We start from the raw sequence: 15,454 nt of genomic DNA, 5'->3' as shown, positions 1-15,454 counted from the left end.
CTTCCGTGCACGCCCGCGGAAGCCGTCCGGGGCCTTTTACCGTCCTGCGGCCCGCCGGACGGGCAGCAGCTCAATGTAGCCTCGCTGGCCCCGGGGCTCCAGCTGGATCCTGGGGTTCTCCCGGTCCCACTCATAGCCGATGACCGACGGGTCGTACTTCTCAACGGCGCTGCGCAGGGCCAGGATGGCCTGGCAGTAGTCCTCCTCCCGGAAGGGCTCTCCCTGGAACATCAGGTATTCCGCCTGGGGCAGCTGAATGACGTCAAAGCCCTCCGGCACCGGGCCGTCGTAATCCACCGCCGTCTCCACGCCCTGCACGTAGGTGGACGTCCCGGGCTTTTTGTACTTTGGCGGCAGCCACAGGCACACCGGCTCCCCGCACAGGGAGTCCATGCTGGTCAGGATGCCCCAGACGTCGCAGCCCACCTCCTCGCAGTAGGGGAAGTAGTCCTCCGCCTGAACGCCCCGCTTGATGATCACCTTCCGCTCCGGCTTGTTCACCATCTGAATAAATACGCTCCGCACCTGTTCCATGTCCATTTGCTCCTCTCTGATGGCTCTGAATTTGACGCCGTAGGGAATGAACAGCGGGATCGGCACCTGATGCCGGGCGTATTCGCCGGGATTGCAGCCGAACTCCCGGAGAAAGGCCCGCTGGAAGCCGTCCACGCTGCCGAAGCCGAAGGCGTAGGCCGCGTCGGTCACCCGGCAGCCCCCCTCCTTCAGCCGCAGGGCGGAGCGGGCCAGCCGCAGGCGGCGGATGTACTCCGCCGGGGCCAGTCCCGTGTACCGCCGGAACAGCCGGCAGGCGTACCACGGGGAGAACCGCGCCGCCCGGGCCAGATCCGCCAGAGTGATGTCCTCCGTCCCGTGGGCCTCGATATAGTCCTGCATCCGCTGGACCGCCAGGATCTGCTCATTCATTCTCTCACCTCCGACACACATATCATAACAGGCAGACGGAGCGTTCACTCGACATTCCCTGCGCTTTTCGCGCCGAACGGCCATAAGTTCGTTTACAGTTCCATGATACCTCCCGCGGCTCTCCGCCACAAGACACAAAAAAGGCGGCACGGGTCCGCCGCAGTGTGCGAAACCCGTGCCGCCCGACAAAGAGGGTAGCCTTTTCATAAAAGGAGACCAGACGCTCCCCCGCCGGAGGGACCGGAGAAGGCCGTCACAGCCCCTCCTGCTCCGCCCGCCGGAAGACCTCCTCCATATGCCCGTCCAGGGCCACGCGGAAATAGGTCATCATGGTATTCTCCGACAGGTCCATGTCCCGGCGGACCCACTCCATCACCGTGCCGCTGAGGGCCGCGATGTAAAAGTCCGACAGGAAGTTGAGATATTCCTCCGACACCTGATACCGTCCCTTCACCTCGGCCAGGAACAGGCTCATCAGATGCTTCAACTCCTGATAGAACATGTCCCGCAGGGCGTCCTGCCCCAGACTGTTCAGGGCGCACTGGATCACCGCCCTGTTTTCCCGGACGCTGCGGAGAAACAGCCGGAATCCGTCCTGCCAGGTCAGGCAGTTGTCACTCTTCTGGATCAGTGACAGCGCCTCCTCCTGAAACATCCACTTCAGAAGATCGTAGATGTCCTTGAAGTGATAGTAGAAGGTGTAGCGGTTGATGCCGCAGTCGTCGGCGATCTCCTGAATGGTGATCTTTTGCAGGCTTTTCTTCGCCATCAGCCGCTTCAGGGCCTGGGCCATCTGTTCTTTTCGTCTCCGGGAAAGCTCTTCCTGCTTCATTGCTTGCGATCCGCTCCTTTTCCTGTATTAATATAGCACGTCCGCCGGAAAAAATCATTAAACAACCTGTGTACATTTGTAAAACCATTCCGCCGCAAACGCTGCACAATTTTCAAAAAATGTGTAGTTTTGCACGTTTGCGATGAATTGCGGATTGTTCCCCGCCGGAGGCCGGAGTATGGTGAAAGCATCTTTGACAGGATGAGACGATACCATGTCCGATCAGATCTACCGCATTCAGCTCCACAGCCCCATGGGCGTCAAGGAGGGCCGCGCCCGCGTTCTTCCCGGGGACGGGCGCATTCAGCTGGACCTGCTGGGGGCGGAGAACACCTTCAGCGGCAGCTTTGCCGTGGAATACACCTTTGAAGCCGCCGGCACCCTGAAAACGGCGGTGAGCGAGATGTCCGGCAGCCTGCAGGGCAGCCTGACGGCCAGCGGCCTCCGGGCGGTGTTCCACACGAATCAGGGGGACTTCCCCATCGAGGGCGTCCCGGAGGAGCCGTCCGCGCAGCAGTGACCACGGCAGTACAGAGAGCATATGGAACAGAGCGATCAGAAAGCCAGCCTGTTTGTGCGGCTGGCCACCGGATCGTGGATAAGCGGAGCCTGTTTTTCCTGATCCACGCGGCGCCCTGATCGTCCTGCGGCACGGAAAACAGAGACCACCGGCGCCCCGTCAGGAGCAGCAGCCTGCCGTCGCAGGCGTATCAATGAACACAGCCTCCGGAGCGGCGGAAACCGCTTCGGGGCCGTTTCTTCGGAAATTCGCCCCCCCGGCCCCCAGTCCCCCGGCGCTTCCGCCCCTGCGGCCTGACAAAACGGCTGAATTTCGGCGCGGCGGTCAAAACCCGCGGCGCCGCGGGCCATCCTTTTTCAAATTCCGCTAATTTTTTTTGAAATTCTTCTTGACTATTTCCGGATCTTGCAGTAGTATGTTTAAGAACTTCATCGCTTTTAAGTACTAAAGTTTAAAGCAGCAAAGTTTTGTTGGATATGGAAGATATCAGAATCAAAGGAGAGAGAACCCCCATGAAAAAAATCATTGCCACCCTGCTTGCAGCCCTTATGGTCTGCTCTCTGACTGCCTGCGGCTCCGGCAGCACGCCCGCGGCCAGCGCCGGCGCGTCCGCTTCCGGCTCCTCTCAGCAGGCCGAAGCCCCCGCCTATCCCACCAAGAACATCCAGGGCTCCATTATGTGGAGCGCCGGCGGCGTGTGCGACACCATCTCCCGCGCGGCGGGCCTGGTGGCCCAGGAGGAACTGGGGCAGTCCATCGTGTTCACCAACCGGGCCGGTTCCGGCGGCGGCGTCTCCACCGCTTACGTCAACGCCCAGGCGGCAGACGGCTATGAGCTGCTGTTCGGCGCGGAGAATCCCCAGATCGCCAAGGTCATGGGCACCAGCGAGCTGGACTATGACGACTTCTATCCCATCTGCCTGCTGACCAACAGCTACGGCGGCATCTTCGTGGCCAAGGACTCCAAGTATCAGACCCTGGAGGACCTGATCAACGACATGCTGGCCAATCCCGGTAAGGTCGTGGCCGCCACCACCGGCGCCGGCGGTCTGCCCGAGACGTGCGCCACCATTATCCGCAGCATCAGCGGCACCGAGGCCAACATGGTCCCCTTCGACGGTGAGAACGAGTGCGCCATCGCCGTCATGGGCGGCAACGCCGACTTCGCCGTCTCCACTCTGGGCTCCATCGCCAGCTTCTATCAGTCCGGCGACATCCGCATCCTGGCCATGTTCCACAACGAGCGCCTGGAGGGCTTTGACGATGTCCCCGCCATTACCGAGATCTATCCCGAGTACAATGAGATCCTGCCCTGGGGTCCCTTTTACGGCGTCTTTGTGAAGCTGGGCACCGATCAGGCCATCATCGACACCCTGACCGCCGCCTTCTCCAAGGCCTGCGAGGATCAGGAATTTCAGGAACTGGTTGCCTCCAAGGGCTGCTTCATTATGAACATGACCGGCGACGAGGCGGTGGAATACCTCCAGAAGTACCGCTCCACCACCAGCTACATGCTGTATGACTCCGGCGTCGCCACCATCGATCCCGCCTCCGTGGGCATCGAAAAGTAAATTCCTCAACCAAACAGCAATACGCGGAGAAGCAGTCCATGTCTCATGGCCTGCTTCTTCCCGTGTTTTCTCCCGCTGATTTTCGTCCGAAAGAAAAGAGAGGTATCATGGAAAAACGTACACAGCAAAAGGGGGAGCGGGGCTTTCTTCTGGTCCTCGGCCTGTTCTCTCTGATTTGTCTCATCGCGTCCCTGAAGATGTTCCTGACCGCCCCCAAGCTCTCCGGCGAGGGGACGGTCCCGGCCCTGTGCGCACTGGTGATGCTGGTCTCCACCGTCGTGATCCTGCTGGAGCTGCGGGGGATGCCCCGGCCCTTTGAGGACGGCATTCCTCTGGTCCGAAAGACAAAGGAGACCTTCGCCTACCTGTTTCCCGGCAAGGTGGGGATCATCATTCTCTACTGCGCGCTGTACGCCGTCATGCTGAACTTCATCGGCTTCGCGGTGTCCACGTTCCTCTTTCTGGTCTTTTCCATGATGACGCTCAGCCATCAGAACAAACTCCGTACCCTGGTGATCTCGGCCATCACAGTGCTCTGCATTCTCGTGGTGTTCCAGTACATCTTCCAGGTACAGCTGCCCTGAAAGGAGGGTCCGCATATGGCATTTACACAGGCGTTGGGCTACGCCCTCCAGGCGCTGACGGACCCGGTCCTTCTGCTCTGTCTGGCCGCCGGCGTGTTTCTTGGCATTTACGTGGGGGCCATCCCCGGTCTGTCCGTCACCATGGCCACTTCCCTTCTGATCTCCTTCACCTACTCCTGGGCCACCCTGCCCGCCCTGGCGGCCATGGTGGGCGTCTACATCGGCGGCGTGTACGGCGGCTCCCGCTCCGCCATTCTGCTGAACATCCCTGGCGCCCCTGCCGCCGTGGCCACCGCCCTGGAGGGCTATCCCCTGGCCCGGAAGGGCCTGGCGGGACAGGCCATCGGCGTCACCGTCATTCAGTCGGTGCTGGGCGGCTTCATCGGCACCCTGATCCTTTGCCTGGGCGCGCCGTATCTGTCCAAATTTGCCATGCGCTTCGCGCCCCGGGACTACTTCCTGCTGGCGGTCATCGGACTGTTTCTGGTCAGCAGCCTGGGCAACGACAGCCCCACCCGGGGCATCCTGTCCGCCGCCCTGGGCCTGTTCATCGGCTTCGTGGGACTGGACAGCCAGACCGGACACAACCGGTTCGTGCTGGGCCCCAGCGGCTCCATGTTCCGGACCTACATGATGCTGGGTGTCAGCTACGTAGTGGTGATGATCGGCCTGTTCGGCATGTCCGAGGCGCTGATCCAGCTGCGGGACTTGACCACAAATCCGGTGAAGCAGAAGGTGGACAAGATCATCCCCAGCTGGAAGAACACCATCCGCTACGTCCCCCTGACGATGAAAAGCTCCCTCATCGGCGCGGTGGTGGGCGCCCTGCCCGGCACCGGCGGCGACATCGCCGCCCTGCTGGCCTACGATCAGGCCAAGCGCACCACGAAAAACCCGGAGACGCCCTTCGGCGAGGGCGCCATGGAGGGTCTGGTGGCGCCGGAGAGTGCCAACAACGCCGCCGTGGGCGGCGCCTGCATTCCCATGCTGTCCCTGGGCATCCCCGGCGACGCCGTCACCGCCATCATGCTGGGCGCCATGTACATCCACGGCCTGAATCCCGGCCCCCTGCTGATGACCAACAGCCCCGACGTGTTCTACTACATCATCGGCGCCATGTTTGTGGGCAACATCTTCCTGCTGATCTTCGGCTTCACCGGCATCAAGATGTTCTCCAAGATCGTGGAGATCCCCAAGACCATTCTGATGCCCATTATCATCCTGCTGTCCGTGGTGGGCGCGTTCTCCATCAACAGCTCCATCATGGACGTCTACTGGATGATCGCCTTCGGCATCCTGGGCTACGTCATGAAGCTCTACAAGTTCCCGGTGGGCCCTACGGTGCTGGGCATCATCCTGTCCGACCTGCTGGAGCTGAACTTCCGCCGGGCCGCCACCATGACCAACAACAGCATCCCGGCCCTGCTGGTGGATCTGGTGAGCCATCCCGTCTCCCTGGTGCTGCTGATCTTCGTGATCTGCATGGCCGTCACCTCCAGCGGACGCTACAAGCGCTGGCAGGCCAAACGGGCCGCGGCGAAAAAATAACACCATCCAACAGACAGCCCCGACAGCGCGGAATGCTGTCGGGGCTGTTTTCATCTTCGGCGGGCATTGGGGCGCCGCTTCCCTGATGATCGCGGTGATCTGTTCAGAAGATTGCCGCCTTTAACAGTGGGGCTGGAATAACGAAAGGCACCGGCCGTCCTGTTGGACGGCCGGTGCGCGTTTCATTGCGTTGCCGGGTCAGATCCCGCTCAGTGCTTGCCGTTGTTGGGCTTCTGGGTTCCGAAGGCATTGCCGGGCTTCTGGGCAGAGTTGCCGTTGCCGGGCTTCGCGGGGGTCTGGGGCTTGGCAGGAGTCTGAGGTTTCTCGGGCTTTGCAGGGGCCTCAGGCTTGGCGGGCTTCTCGGGCTTTGCGGGCTTGGAGGGAGTCTCCTCCTCGGCATAGCCCAGGCTCACCAACGCGGCGGTAATGTCTTCCTCCGTCAGGACGCCCAGCGTGGCGTTGGGATCGTCGCAGACCTTCAGCAGGGTGACGGCCAGGATACCGTCGCCGGTGTTTTTGATAGTGATGGTCTGCGCGCTAGAAGATCCTTTGTTCAGCACAGTGTAGAACATATCGGTGCTGGTGGTGATGGACTTAGACTCATTGTTGATGGTGCAGCTTGTACTCTGTTTCCAGACGGGCCTTTTCCTCACGCCATGCGGCAGCAGGCAGCTTACCGTCCACCACTTGTCTTTTCAACTTGCGCTCAGCCATGTAGAACAGGCGAAGCGTATCGTTGTGTTCTGCCTTGTACTTCTGGCGGGATTTCTCAAAGCGGATGGTTTTCAGCTTGTCCGCAACGGGTTTTCCGTCCTCGTAGTAGTCCGCCATGCGAAGCAGCTCGTCCAGTTCCTTGATGCGGGCCTGCTTCCCGGATGTCGACTTTTTCAGCGTGTCGATTTTGTCCTGCATGGTATGCAGAGCTGCGTCCAGATCGTCAGCGTTATAGAGCTGTTTTGCTTTCAGAAAACTGACGGCTTGTGAAAATTTTTTCAGATTGGCAATCTTGGCCTTGCTGCTGTATGCGCCCTTATTGCGTTTGTCATAGTAGGCGGACAGCAGCTCCACCAGCGTAGGCGGCTGGGGCTTGGACAGCTCCGTTTTGACAGCTTTCAGCCAGTCGATCAGGGCGGCAATTTTCTGTTTTGCCTCCCGGAGCATGGCGTTGGTTTTCCTGATCCAGCGGTTGAGACCGCCCTTGTCGGTGCGGATGCCCTTGGCCTCCATCGCCCGGACGGTCGGCCCCTCATGCTGGGTGGGTATCTGCTCCACACCCTGTCGATCATAGCTCCGGTGGTCAATGCGGCAATCCAAACCCTTCTCGGCAAACTTGGAATTGCACAGTTGCGCCCATTGTTCACGCCAAAACTCTAATGTCTCCGGCTTGCCCCAATCGGTAGTCGGCACAGCGTTGAACACATAGTTTCCTGCTTCATCCCGGATGCGATTGCCATGCTCGTCCAGCACATATTCCCGCCGCTGTTTGTTGCCCCATTTCCCGTTTTGCGCAATAGGACGGATAGGACACATGACATGAAAATGCGGATTGGAAATGCCACCGTCCTCCTTGTCGGGAGAGTGAACAGCGAAATCCACCACCATGCCCCGGCTCACAAAATTGTCCAACAAAAATTGCCTTGCAAGCTCAATGTTCTCCTCCATGGAGAACTCGTTCTGCAAGGCAATGTCAAAGCTGTATGCAAGCTGGGCTTTCTTTCCGCGCTCAACTTTCTCCACGGCGTTCCAGAATGTTTCCCGGTTAGAGAAAGAGGGTGGGGCTTGGGGCGGCAGCAGGATTTCCGAACAGATCACGCCGCCCTTGCGGGTGTAGTCGCTGTCCTCGCCGTAATACTCGCTGTGCAGCTTTTCGCCGGAGCGATAGGCGGCAGCAGCCACGGCAGACTGTCCGGCGCTGCGCTTGATCTGGGTTACGTGAAAATGGAATAATGCGATGGTCAATCACCCCAAAACTCATTTTTGTTGTGCTCGTTGACGGCCTCCATGAGCAAACCCTTGACCTCTGGCAAGGCGAGGGCTTTTTCCGCAAAGGCGTAAAATTCGGTTTCGCTCAACACCTTCGCCAACGGGACTACACTCTCCACAGCGGCTCCACGAGTAATCAACCTGTGCGCCCGTTTCCGGCGGTCACCCTTTTCATAGTAGACGGCACGGTTTTCAAGCTGCTGCTGTTTGTGCCGGAGCTGGGCAAGCTGGCGCTCATTGGCGGCAATCTCGGCTTTCAGTTCGGGGACGGTTTTCTGTTTTGTCATAGTGCATGACCTCCTTTTTGATGGGATGGATGGGATGAAAAAGACCGCCTACATTTTCGGTAGACGGTCTGACTGACAGTATGAGATTTTCAGACTTTGCGGCGGGAACTGTCTGCTGAAAGCAGATTGTTCCCGCTGCAAAGTGCGCTAGGATAGCTGCGTAAGCAGCGCAAGGGAGGCACTCCCTTGTTCGGAACGAAGTGACGCAAAACAGCCCGGACTTCAATTGTCCGGGCTGTTCGCTCCGCAGGACGCACAATACAGGGTTTACCCTGTATAGAAGTGCGCCATTAGCAATGGAGAAATCGACCGCTACTTATCGTCATCTGCACCGATGCGGGCTTAATATCCGAAGTGACAAGAATTGTCCATCTGTCCCACTGCTCGTGTGTATTTGATTCATGGTTATTCTTCTATGTCATTTACGGTGTTAGATTTGAAAAAACTGTTTGCGTTCGATCACAGGAGAATCACTTGACCGCTTATTTCGCAGGATCTATCGTGACATAGACAGTCAGCTTATTCTGCCCCACATCGATCCAATTCATGGGCTGGGTACAATCATAATCGTAGTACAGCTGATAGCCCTCCATGGCGTCAAATTCCACCTCCGTGGACTTATCCACCTGGAAAGCCTGTTCCTCGGAATTCTCTTTTCCGGGATTGATGATCACGTTCAGATAGCAGGCGTCCTCCGGGAACAGAATATTCATAGCCGCCTGCTCCTCCATGAGCCGGGGTTCATCGTAGAGAATATTGCTGCGGGTCACGGAGACTACGCTGCCGTCCTCTGCACTATGCTCCGTCACCTCCATGCCGGTGATGAGGCCGGTCGCATCGTCGATAAAGTAAATGACCTCGCTGTTGATCCCTGTCAGACCATTCTGCCTGGCGGCGGTCAGGGTGGTGGTTCCATACTCTGTGCTGTCGGTCTTGTCCGCCACGGTCTCATAGTCATACGGCTGACGCGCCAGCCAGCGGTCAGACACCATGGCTTCATACTCAGACGCCGGGCACAGCGTCATCGTTTTCAGACCGTCTTTTTCGCAGGTATACAGGGCACCGGGAACGTCATCGTTGATGTATCCCGCCTCGCAGTATACGACCTGGTCAGCATCATCGTACTGTTCGTAGTCATACCACAGGCGGCCATCGGAACTGACGAATTGACGGACAGTCTTATTCTGCCAGTTGTTCTCCCCGTCCCAGGTCTCGGAGACGCAGGTCACCGCGCTGTGTTCCTTCATAATCATGGGGATGCTGTTGCTGTTTCGAAGGTCTGTGATCTCCGGATCATCCTGCCCACTAATGGGCATAACGGAAGCGTTGGAGACGTCGGCTACTTTTCCATCCTTGCAGGTAACATTCAGCGCCCGGATTTCCTCCAGCGCATCATCCCTGGCATAGGTGAAAGACACAACTGTCTCGCCGTCTCCCAGCGCCCGGAAGCTGGCAACAAAGGTGCCGTCATTGTCCTCCTGCGTGAGCAGTTCCAACAGGGTGGTGTCGTCGATGGTAAAGTTCCAAATGAATCCTTCCTTTTCGGCGGGAAGGCGGACGGTCAGAATGCCTGCTTCCTGATCAATTTCATACCAGGTGTCGGATGTTTGTTCTTCCAAGGAGCTTCCGTCAGCTTTTCCTTCACTGGTGTTCTGTCGGCCGCACCCGGCCAGCATCCCTATCACGCAGGCGAGAGACAGGATCAGGGTAAGCACCCTTTTTACGTTGTATTTTTCTTTCTGAATCATATCATGTTACCTCAATTCTATATGTCGATCCATCAGGGAATCCAATAGCGGATGATCTGCACCACCTGCTCCTGCCGGACAGTGATGACCGTGTTGTAGCAGTTGAAGGGCGTTTCGCTGGCCTGAATAGCCGATGGGACGTCCTCATACTCATAAACCAGGCCATCAGGTTCATGTTCCAGGTCGGCGTGATCTTCAAAGGTGCAGTCGGTAGATAGGGGCAGGGTGATCGTTCCCAGATCATAGTAGATCGGATGGTCATCCATTGCGTAGGTGCGGTACAGACCGTCATCCTCAATCAGCTCTACGCCGCCGCTTTCGATGCCGCCGTTGATGATGACAGTGCCGTTATCCCGCCGGATGCTCTCAACGGTCACCGGCTTCCGACAGACCTGGATCTGGTCGCCTTCTTTCAAACCCTGAATATCTTCCAGTTCATAGCAGTCATAGTCATGGATCTCCGCGGTCAGGGAATACCCATCCCCGGTTTTGACAAGGTCCGCTGCCGTGAAGTCCGCAGAGTATTCGCCGTCGGCAAAGGCGTCCTCCACACTTTCCATCGGATACAGCGGCATGACGTACCCCAGCTTCTCCACAATGGTTTGGGCGGTGTCCAGCAGCACCTGGGCATCGCTGCCGCCGGCAACACACCACTGCACCTCGGCCTCCGGAGCATACCAGCCCACCCAGGCCGCATCCTCGGACTTGCGCAGCTGGATGGAAACATCTTCGCCGCTCCGGTCCAGGCTCTCCGTCCAGTCAGCATAAATACCGGAGATGTCCTGGGGCTGCTCTGCCTTTAAGGCACGGCAGTAGTACGTCTGCCCGCCTTGTTCAAAATTGACTTCGGCCATTTGCTTGTCGCTTGCCCCTGTGTCGATCAGGTAGTAGGAGGTGCCGGAGGCACTGTCCGGCAGGGGGATGGAGTATCCCAGCTGCTGAAACTCAGCTGCGCTGGATTCGTGCATGGGGTTTGCGATCATGGCCGGTTGGTCGGTGCCTCGGTGGGACAGAGTGATGGCAGTTACAGCTACTGCAAGACAGGCGGCAATCGCCCCGGCTCTGTACAGCCAGGACCGTCTCTTTTTCATAGGCTGCTGAGCTTCCTCCAGCAGATCATCGTCCACGGCGTTCATCCATTTTTGAAAACGAGTTTGATTCATAGGCTGATCCTTTCTTGTTCCAGTTCCGTGCGCAGCCGTTCCCGCGTGCGGAACAAGGATGTCTTAACCTTTGCTTCGCTGACACAGCATTCTTCCGCGATCTCCCGGATGCTCTCTCCATACCAGTAGCGGCGCAAAAAGAACACGCGGGCCTCAGCGCTCTGACGGCGCAGGAAGCCGTTCAGCACCCGGCGCAGCTCTGATGCATCCAGTTCTGTGTCCGGATCACCCTGTCCGGCAACGATCCAGGGTTCCAATTCCTCAAAAGCGTCGGTGAGGGCGGTGCTGCGCTGGGCGGCAGTATTGTACTTATAGCGGTCCAATGCCAGATTCCGGGTGATGCGGGCCAGATAGGCCCGCAAAGAGCGGGGGCGTTCCGGCGGGATGGCATTCCAGACACGAAGGTAGGTGTCACTGACACACTCTTCCGTGTCCCTGGGGTCAGTCAGGAGCCGCTGGGCCACACTGCGGCACAGCGCACCATATTTCTTCTGGGTCTGGGTAATGGCTTCCTCACACCGCTGAAAGAACAACTGAATGATCTGCTGGTCTCCCATGGTGGCTGAAAGTTGAGCTTTCTTTGTTTCGATTTGTTCCATAGTGTTTCCCCCGGTACTTGAAGCGGCTTCATCCTATTAGACGGCACCATATCCGTTTTCGTTTCAGAAGTCAAGTGGAATATTTTTGGGCTATTCCAAGTTTAATGTAAGATTATAGATGATCAGAATAAATTTCCTGTAAGGCGGGCACCTTACAGGAAATTTCCGCTTTATCGTTTTTCCGCTTGTTATGTTTCAGTTCTTACAAAGAGATCCTTGAGGATTTTCTCCGGCGCCATGGTCATCGTTTGCCCTTTTCATCGGCATATGCTTCATCCACGTTCATTTTATTCTTCAGGGCTGTATTCCAATATGTCACCCGGCTGACATTGCAGCACGTCACATATCGCAGCCAATGTAGAAAACCGGATGGCGCTGATATGCCCGTTCTTCATCTTGGAAAGGTTCACATTTGCAACGCCGACTTTCTCCGACAACTCATTCAGGCTCATTTTCCGGTCCGCCATTACGCGGTCCAGCCTTAAAACAATATGTCCCATTGTCCGCCCCCTTACAGCGTTTCATCCGATTCTTTTTGGAGCTGAATCCCGTACTTGAATACAGTCACCAAACACATTGTTACGGCGAAAGCAATTAAGACGCCCCACTGAATGCTGATCCCGGTGTCTCTTCCGGCAGACAGGAAAGCGGTAGACAGCGTTTCACCAATGGTGGCAAACAGCGCAACGGGAAGAAGAGAAAAACCGAATGCTCTCATCTTTGTCACAAGTTCTTCGCAGAACGGAGATTCACACTTTGCAAGCACCGCAAACAGTCTTTTCAGCATAAACAGAGCTGCGGCAGCAGAAGCAGCAAACAAAGTCGCGAAGATAAGGACTGACACCAAATTCGCCGAACGGTACTCAGCAGGCGATGACGTGGCTTCGATCACTTTTGTGTTTTCTTCGGAATGAATTTTGGCGGAAGAAAATGACTGGTTGAAAAATGAGAGTTCCATATTGAAATCCTGATCTTCAGGAGGAATAATCTTATTATTTCCACCGCTCAGCATTGCCTCGGGGCTTACGTCCCCCGCATAAGAAAAACCATCTGCAAGAATGTCCCACAGGGAATCGAAATTCTTTTCGTTGATCCTGAATTCGGCATGATTGGTAACGCGAACTGTTAGCGCATCCTTTGGAAGCGTAGACACAAAAATTGTAGCTACACAGCTCGCTGCAGCCGCTAAGATTGCTATGACCATTAAGACTGTCATTGCAATCTTGCCCACTTTACCGAACTTGTGGAAGTTTGAAAGAGTTTTAGAATTCATAAGAACGCCTCCTACGCAAAACATAAATTATTTAACGTTTATCGTTATATTTTCAGTATATACTGATACATATGCTTTGTCAAGAGATTTTTAATGCTTATCGTTAATTATTTTATGCTATCTTGAGACAAAAGCGAGTCATATTAGCTATCGATATACTTTATTCCGCATAGCCACAAGCTGCCTGTCCTCGTTCTGATCTTTGCTTGATACACAGATATAGCCGTAAGCAGGTCCTGCGATATTACCTCACCTCCCGGCGCTTCTGCCAGACTAAATCATAGCCCAGCACATCGGCCAGCTCCACGGCCTCAGTGTACCGCAGGGAGCCGCGCCGCAGCTTGCCGGACAGGTTGGGGACGCTGCTGCTCCAGCCGTGTTCGTCGGCCAGCAGCTCCACCACCTCCGTCATGGTCATGCCCTCCCGGGTAATGTAGGATTTCACTTCGTTGCGGCAGTTTTTTGCTTTGTTTCTGCTCATATTTGTAATCCCTTCTCCTTTTTGGATTCGCTCTGTGGTAGAATGGATGTGCTGGATGGCAACAGCCATTTGCCGCAGAGCGTTGTTTTGTTGTGGACGGCCATCCGCTGGAATTGCCGCCCGTGTATCCCTGTTCACAAGGGACACCTATCGTTTTTGCTGTTCTGCTTGCCTTTTTGTAGTTCGGTGAAAACGCACACGGAACGGCGTGCTGTGTTCGCTGCCCGGTGCATCGCTGATTGATATGGCCAACGGCACAAAAACAGCGGGTTCTTCGCTGTTTTCACATGGTTTGAAAATAGCTGTGGTTTTTTGCCGCTTTTCCCGAACTCGTTCCTGCCCGGAGGATCGCTCCCGGCGTTCCCGTCCCCGTTGGTATGCTCGCGCTTTTGCGGTCATGGCAAATACTTCGCCGGGGGACATATCCCATTCGGACGGTCATTCGATTTTCAAGGTTCTGGTGTTGTTACAGGTACAGTTTAACGAAAAAATACGCTCTTTCCCGTATATCCAAGAGGTTGGAAAAGAGCGCAAAACAGGCTGGATTTCCACGCTTAGAGACAGAAAGAAGGAGGGGTGCGCCATGCAGATAAAACTCACCATACAGGAGCGATTGAAGGATTTGCGAGTGGAACGGGGCCTGACGCTGGAACAGCTTGCGGAGCAGACCGGGCTTTCCAAGTCCGCCCTCGGCAAATATGAGGCAGACGATTTCAAGGACATCAGCCCATTCAGCATTGTCACGCTGGCGAAGTTCTACGGCGTGTCCACGGACTATCTGCTGGGTATGACAGAAACGAAAAATCACCCAGACACAGAGCTGGGCGCTCTGCATCAGAGTGATGGTGCGATAGAAGTATTAAGGACGGGGACGTTTAATCACCGACTGCTGTCGGAAATGCTGTGCCACAAAGATTTCCAACGTATGATGTTAGATGCGGAGATCTATGTGGACCGGATTGCAGATATGCGGATCAACGATATGAACGCCATGCTGGAAGCAGTACGGAAGATGGCCCTGATGAAGCAGGACGGACAGGACGATCTTGCCACCCGGACATTGGAGCTGGCCCAGGTGCGGGAGGATGACTATTTCGGTCATGTGCTTGCCGACGATCTGAAGGCGATCCTCCGTGACATTCGGGAGGAACACAGCAACGATACCACAACGGCAGACACACCCTCTATTGCAGAGGAAGTTCAGAGCCAGTTGCAGGATGCCATGAACTTTGAGTGCAGTGACGCTGAGAAACAGGCAAGGATATTCCTTACGACATTCGGCATTGACTACGACGCCATTACCAAGGAGCAATTTATCAATCTCATCGAAGTGTTATGATGTGAATGATGTTAACTCCGCTGAGATTCCAGAGTTTGTATATGAGTCTCTGGCAAGGAGTCTGTTGCCGGTGATTCAGAAGTATTATGAAAGCGATGAGGGCAAGCGGGCATTTGCCGAATGGAAAGAGAAAAAAGAAGCTGCGGCGAAAGATTCTACATAAACGAACCGGGAAGATTGCCATGTTCGGCAGTCCTCCCGGTTTTGCGTTTACCAATTTTCAATTTCCTCGATATAAACAATAAATCCGAACCCATCTCCGATTGGATAAAGGTTCGGATTATATTGTTTTGGTGGACCCGAAGGGATTCGAACCCTCGACCTCTCGGATGCGAACCGAACGCTCTCCCAACTGAGCTACGGGCCCACGTATGAAATCATCCCGAGACCGGGACAGCGATACATATTATACCACAAAATCCGGCACGGTCAAGGGCAATTTTCAATTCTTTGCAAATTGCGAAAAAACACCGCCGGATTGTCCGGCGGTGCCAGCTTGTCGAAAAACCCTGTCTGAAGGAAAAGAGTCCTTTTTTGCAGGGGGAGTACGAGGGGGCGGGAGCCCCCTCGTGTTGGATTGAATGCCTGCAAAAAGCCTGTGT

General features: G+C 56.0%; 16 protein-coding genes, 1 tRNA gene and 1 pseudogene. 6 read left to right on the top strand and 12 right to left on the bottom strand.

The annotated features are described in order from the left end of the window. Positions 1-36: 36 nt before the first annotated feature. Together ACTNBU_RS08935 and ACTNBU_RS08930 are read right to left on the bottom strand one after the other, a co-directional pair. Entirely contained in the window at positions 37-924 is an 888-nt protein-coding gene (locus ACTNBU_RS08935; RefSeq protein WP_441033005.1) for a helix-turn-helix transcriptional regulator, read from the bottom strand. Positions 925-1,177: 253 nt separating this feature from the next. After that, on the bottom strand, positions 1,178-1,756 hold the full coding sequence (locus ACTNBU_RS08930) for a TetR/AcrR family transcriptional regulator C-terminal domain-containing protein (RefSeq protein ID WP_441033003.1): 579 nt from the start codon (positions 1,754-1,756) through the stop codon (positions 1,178-1,180). A gap of 214 nt (positions 1,757-1,970) precedes the next feature. Here ACTNBU_RS08930 and ACTNBU_RS08925 point away from each other — a divergent pair, with 214 nt between their 5' ends. The 4 genes from ACTNBU_RS08925 to ACTNBU_RS08910 all read left to right on the top strand — a co-directional run bounded on the left by ACTNBU_RS08925 (position 1,971) and on the right by ACTNBU_RS08910 (position 5,979). After that, a complete protein-coding gene (locus ACTNBU_RS08925; protein ID WP_441033000.1) occupies positions 1,971-2,276 on the top strand; it encodes a hypothetical protein in 306 nt (101 codons plus the stop codon). Positions 2,277-2,788: 512 nt separating this feature from the next. After that, positions 2,789-3,847 carry a tripartite tricarboxylate transporter substrate binding protein gene (locus ACTNBU_RS08920; RefSeq protein WP_441032997.1) on the top strand — a complete coding sequence of 353 codons (1,059 nt, stop codon included), beginning with the start codon at positions 2,789-2,791 and terminating at the stop codon, positions 3,845-3,847. A 107-nt stretch (positions 3,848-3,954) separates the two neighbouring features. Then, a complete protein-coding gene (locus ACTNBU_RS08915) occupies positions 3,955-4,431 on the top strand; it encodes a tripartite tricarboxylate transporter TctB family protein (RefSeq protein WP_441032994.1) in 477 nt (158 codons plus the stop codon). A 15-nt stretch (positions 4,432-4,446) separates the two neighbouring features. Further along, positions 4,447-5,979 (top strand): tripartite tricarboxylate transporter permease, encoded by a 1,533-nt coding sequence (locus ACTNBU_RS08910; RefSeq protein WP_441032992.1) that lies wholly within the window; start codon positions 4,447-4,449, stop codon positions 5,977-5,979. 209 nt (positions 5,980-6,188) lie between these two features. On the opposite strand, the gene ACTNBU_RS08905 is transcribed toward ACTNBU_RS08910, so the two are convergent. The 9 genes and pseudogenes from ACTNBU_RS08905 to ACTNBU_RS08865 all read right to left on the bottom strand — a co-directional run bounded on the left by ACTNBU_RS08905 (position 6,189) and on the right by ACTNBU_RS08865 (position 13,513). Then, on the bottom strand, positions 6,189-6,632 hold the full coding sequence (locus ACTNBU_RS08905) for a hypothetical protein (RefSeq protein WP_441032989.1): 444 nt from the start codon (positions 6,630-6,632) through the stop codon (positions 6,189-6,191). A 333-nt stretch (positions 6,633-6,965) separates the two neighbouring features. Continuing rightward, positions 6,966-7,932, bottom strand: a pseudogene (gene mobQ, locus ACTNBU_RS08900) (MobQ family relaxase); the annotation flags it as partial. Between the two features lie 2 nt (positions 7,933-7,934). Next, complete coding sequence (locus ACTNBU_RS08895; protein WP_235370129.1) at positions 7,935-8,249, bottom strand: DUF3847 domain-containing protein; 315 nt, start codon at positions 8,247-8,249, stop codon at positions 7,935-7,937. Between the two features lie 482 nt (positions 8,250-8,731). Then, positions 8,732-9,868: a hypothetical protein gene (locus ACTNBU_RS08890; RefSeq protein ID WP_441032986.1), complete on the bottom strand. Its 1,137-nt coding sequence runs from the start codon at positions 9,866-9,868 to the stop codon at positions 8,732-8,734. 161 nt (positions 9,869-10,029) lie between these two features. After that, positions 10,030-11,160, bottom strand: coding sequence for a hypothetical protein (locus ACTNBU_RS08885; protein ID WP_441032983.1), 1,131 nt, complete (start codon positions 11,158-11,160; stop codon positions 10,030-10,032). Next, complete coding sequence (locus ACTNBU_RS08880) at positions 11,157-11,759, bottom strand: RNA polymerase sigma factor (protein ID WP_441032982.1); 603 nt, start codon at positions 11,757-11,759, stop codon at positions 11,157-11,159. The genes ACTNBU_RS08885 and ACTNBU_RS08880 overlap by 4 nt, the downstream gene beginning before the upstream one ends. A gap of 287 nt (positions 11,760-12,046) precedes the next feature. Continuing rightward, positions 12,047-12,259: a helix-turn-helix domain-containing protein gene (locus ACTNBU_RS08875; RefSeq protein WP_033120704.1), complete on the bottom strand. Its 213-nt coding sequence runs from the start codon at positions 12,257-12,259 to the stop codon at positions 12,047-12,049. Between the two features lie 11 nt (positions 12,260-12,270). Continuing rightward, positions 12,271-13,032, bottom strand: coding sequence for a hypothetical protein (locus ACTNBU_RS08870; protein WP_441032978.1), 762 nt, complete (start codon positions 13,030-13,032; stop codon positions 12,271-12,273). A 244-nt stretch (positions 13,033-13,276) separates the two neighbouring features. Next, complete coding sequence (locus ACTNBU_RS08865; RefSeq protein WP_033120706.1) at positions 13,277-13,513, bottom strand: hypothetical protein; 237 nt, start codon at positions 13,511-13,513, stop codon at positions 13,277-13,279. A gap of 208 nt (positions 13,514-13,721) precedes the next feature. Here ACTNBU_RS08865 and ACTNBU_RS08860 point away from each other — a divergent pair, with 208 nt between their 5' ends. Together ACTNBU_RS08860 and ACTNBU_RS08855 are read left to right on the top strand one after the other, a co-directional pair. Then, entirely contained in the window at positions 13,722-14,852 is a 1,131-nt protein-coding gene (locus tag ACTNBU_RS08860; protein WP_441032975.1) for a helix-turn-helix domain-containing protein, read from the top strand. Between the two features lies 1 nt (position 14,853). Next, a complete protein-coding gene (locus ACTNBU_RS08855; RefSeq protein WP_441032972.1) occupies positions 14,854-15,015 on the top strand; it encodes a hypothetical protein in 162 nt (53 codons plus the stop codon). 128 nt (positions 15,016-15,143) lie between these two features. Here the strand turns inward: ACTNBU_RS08855 and ACTNBU_RS08850 are convergent. Then, a tRNA-Ala gene (locus ACTNBU_RS08850) sits at positions 15,144-15,219 on the bottom strand. Positions 15,220-15,454: the final 235 nt, after the last annotated feature.

This window comes from Dysosmobacter sp. HCP28S3_G4 (genome assembly GCF_052065175.1).
Lineage (GTDB): Bacteria > Bacillota > Clostridia > Oscillospirales > Oscillospiraceae > Oscillibacter.
This window is presented reverse-complemented; position numbering and strand designations above follow the sequence as displayed.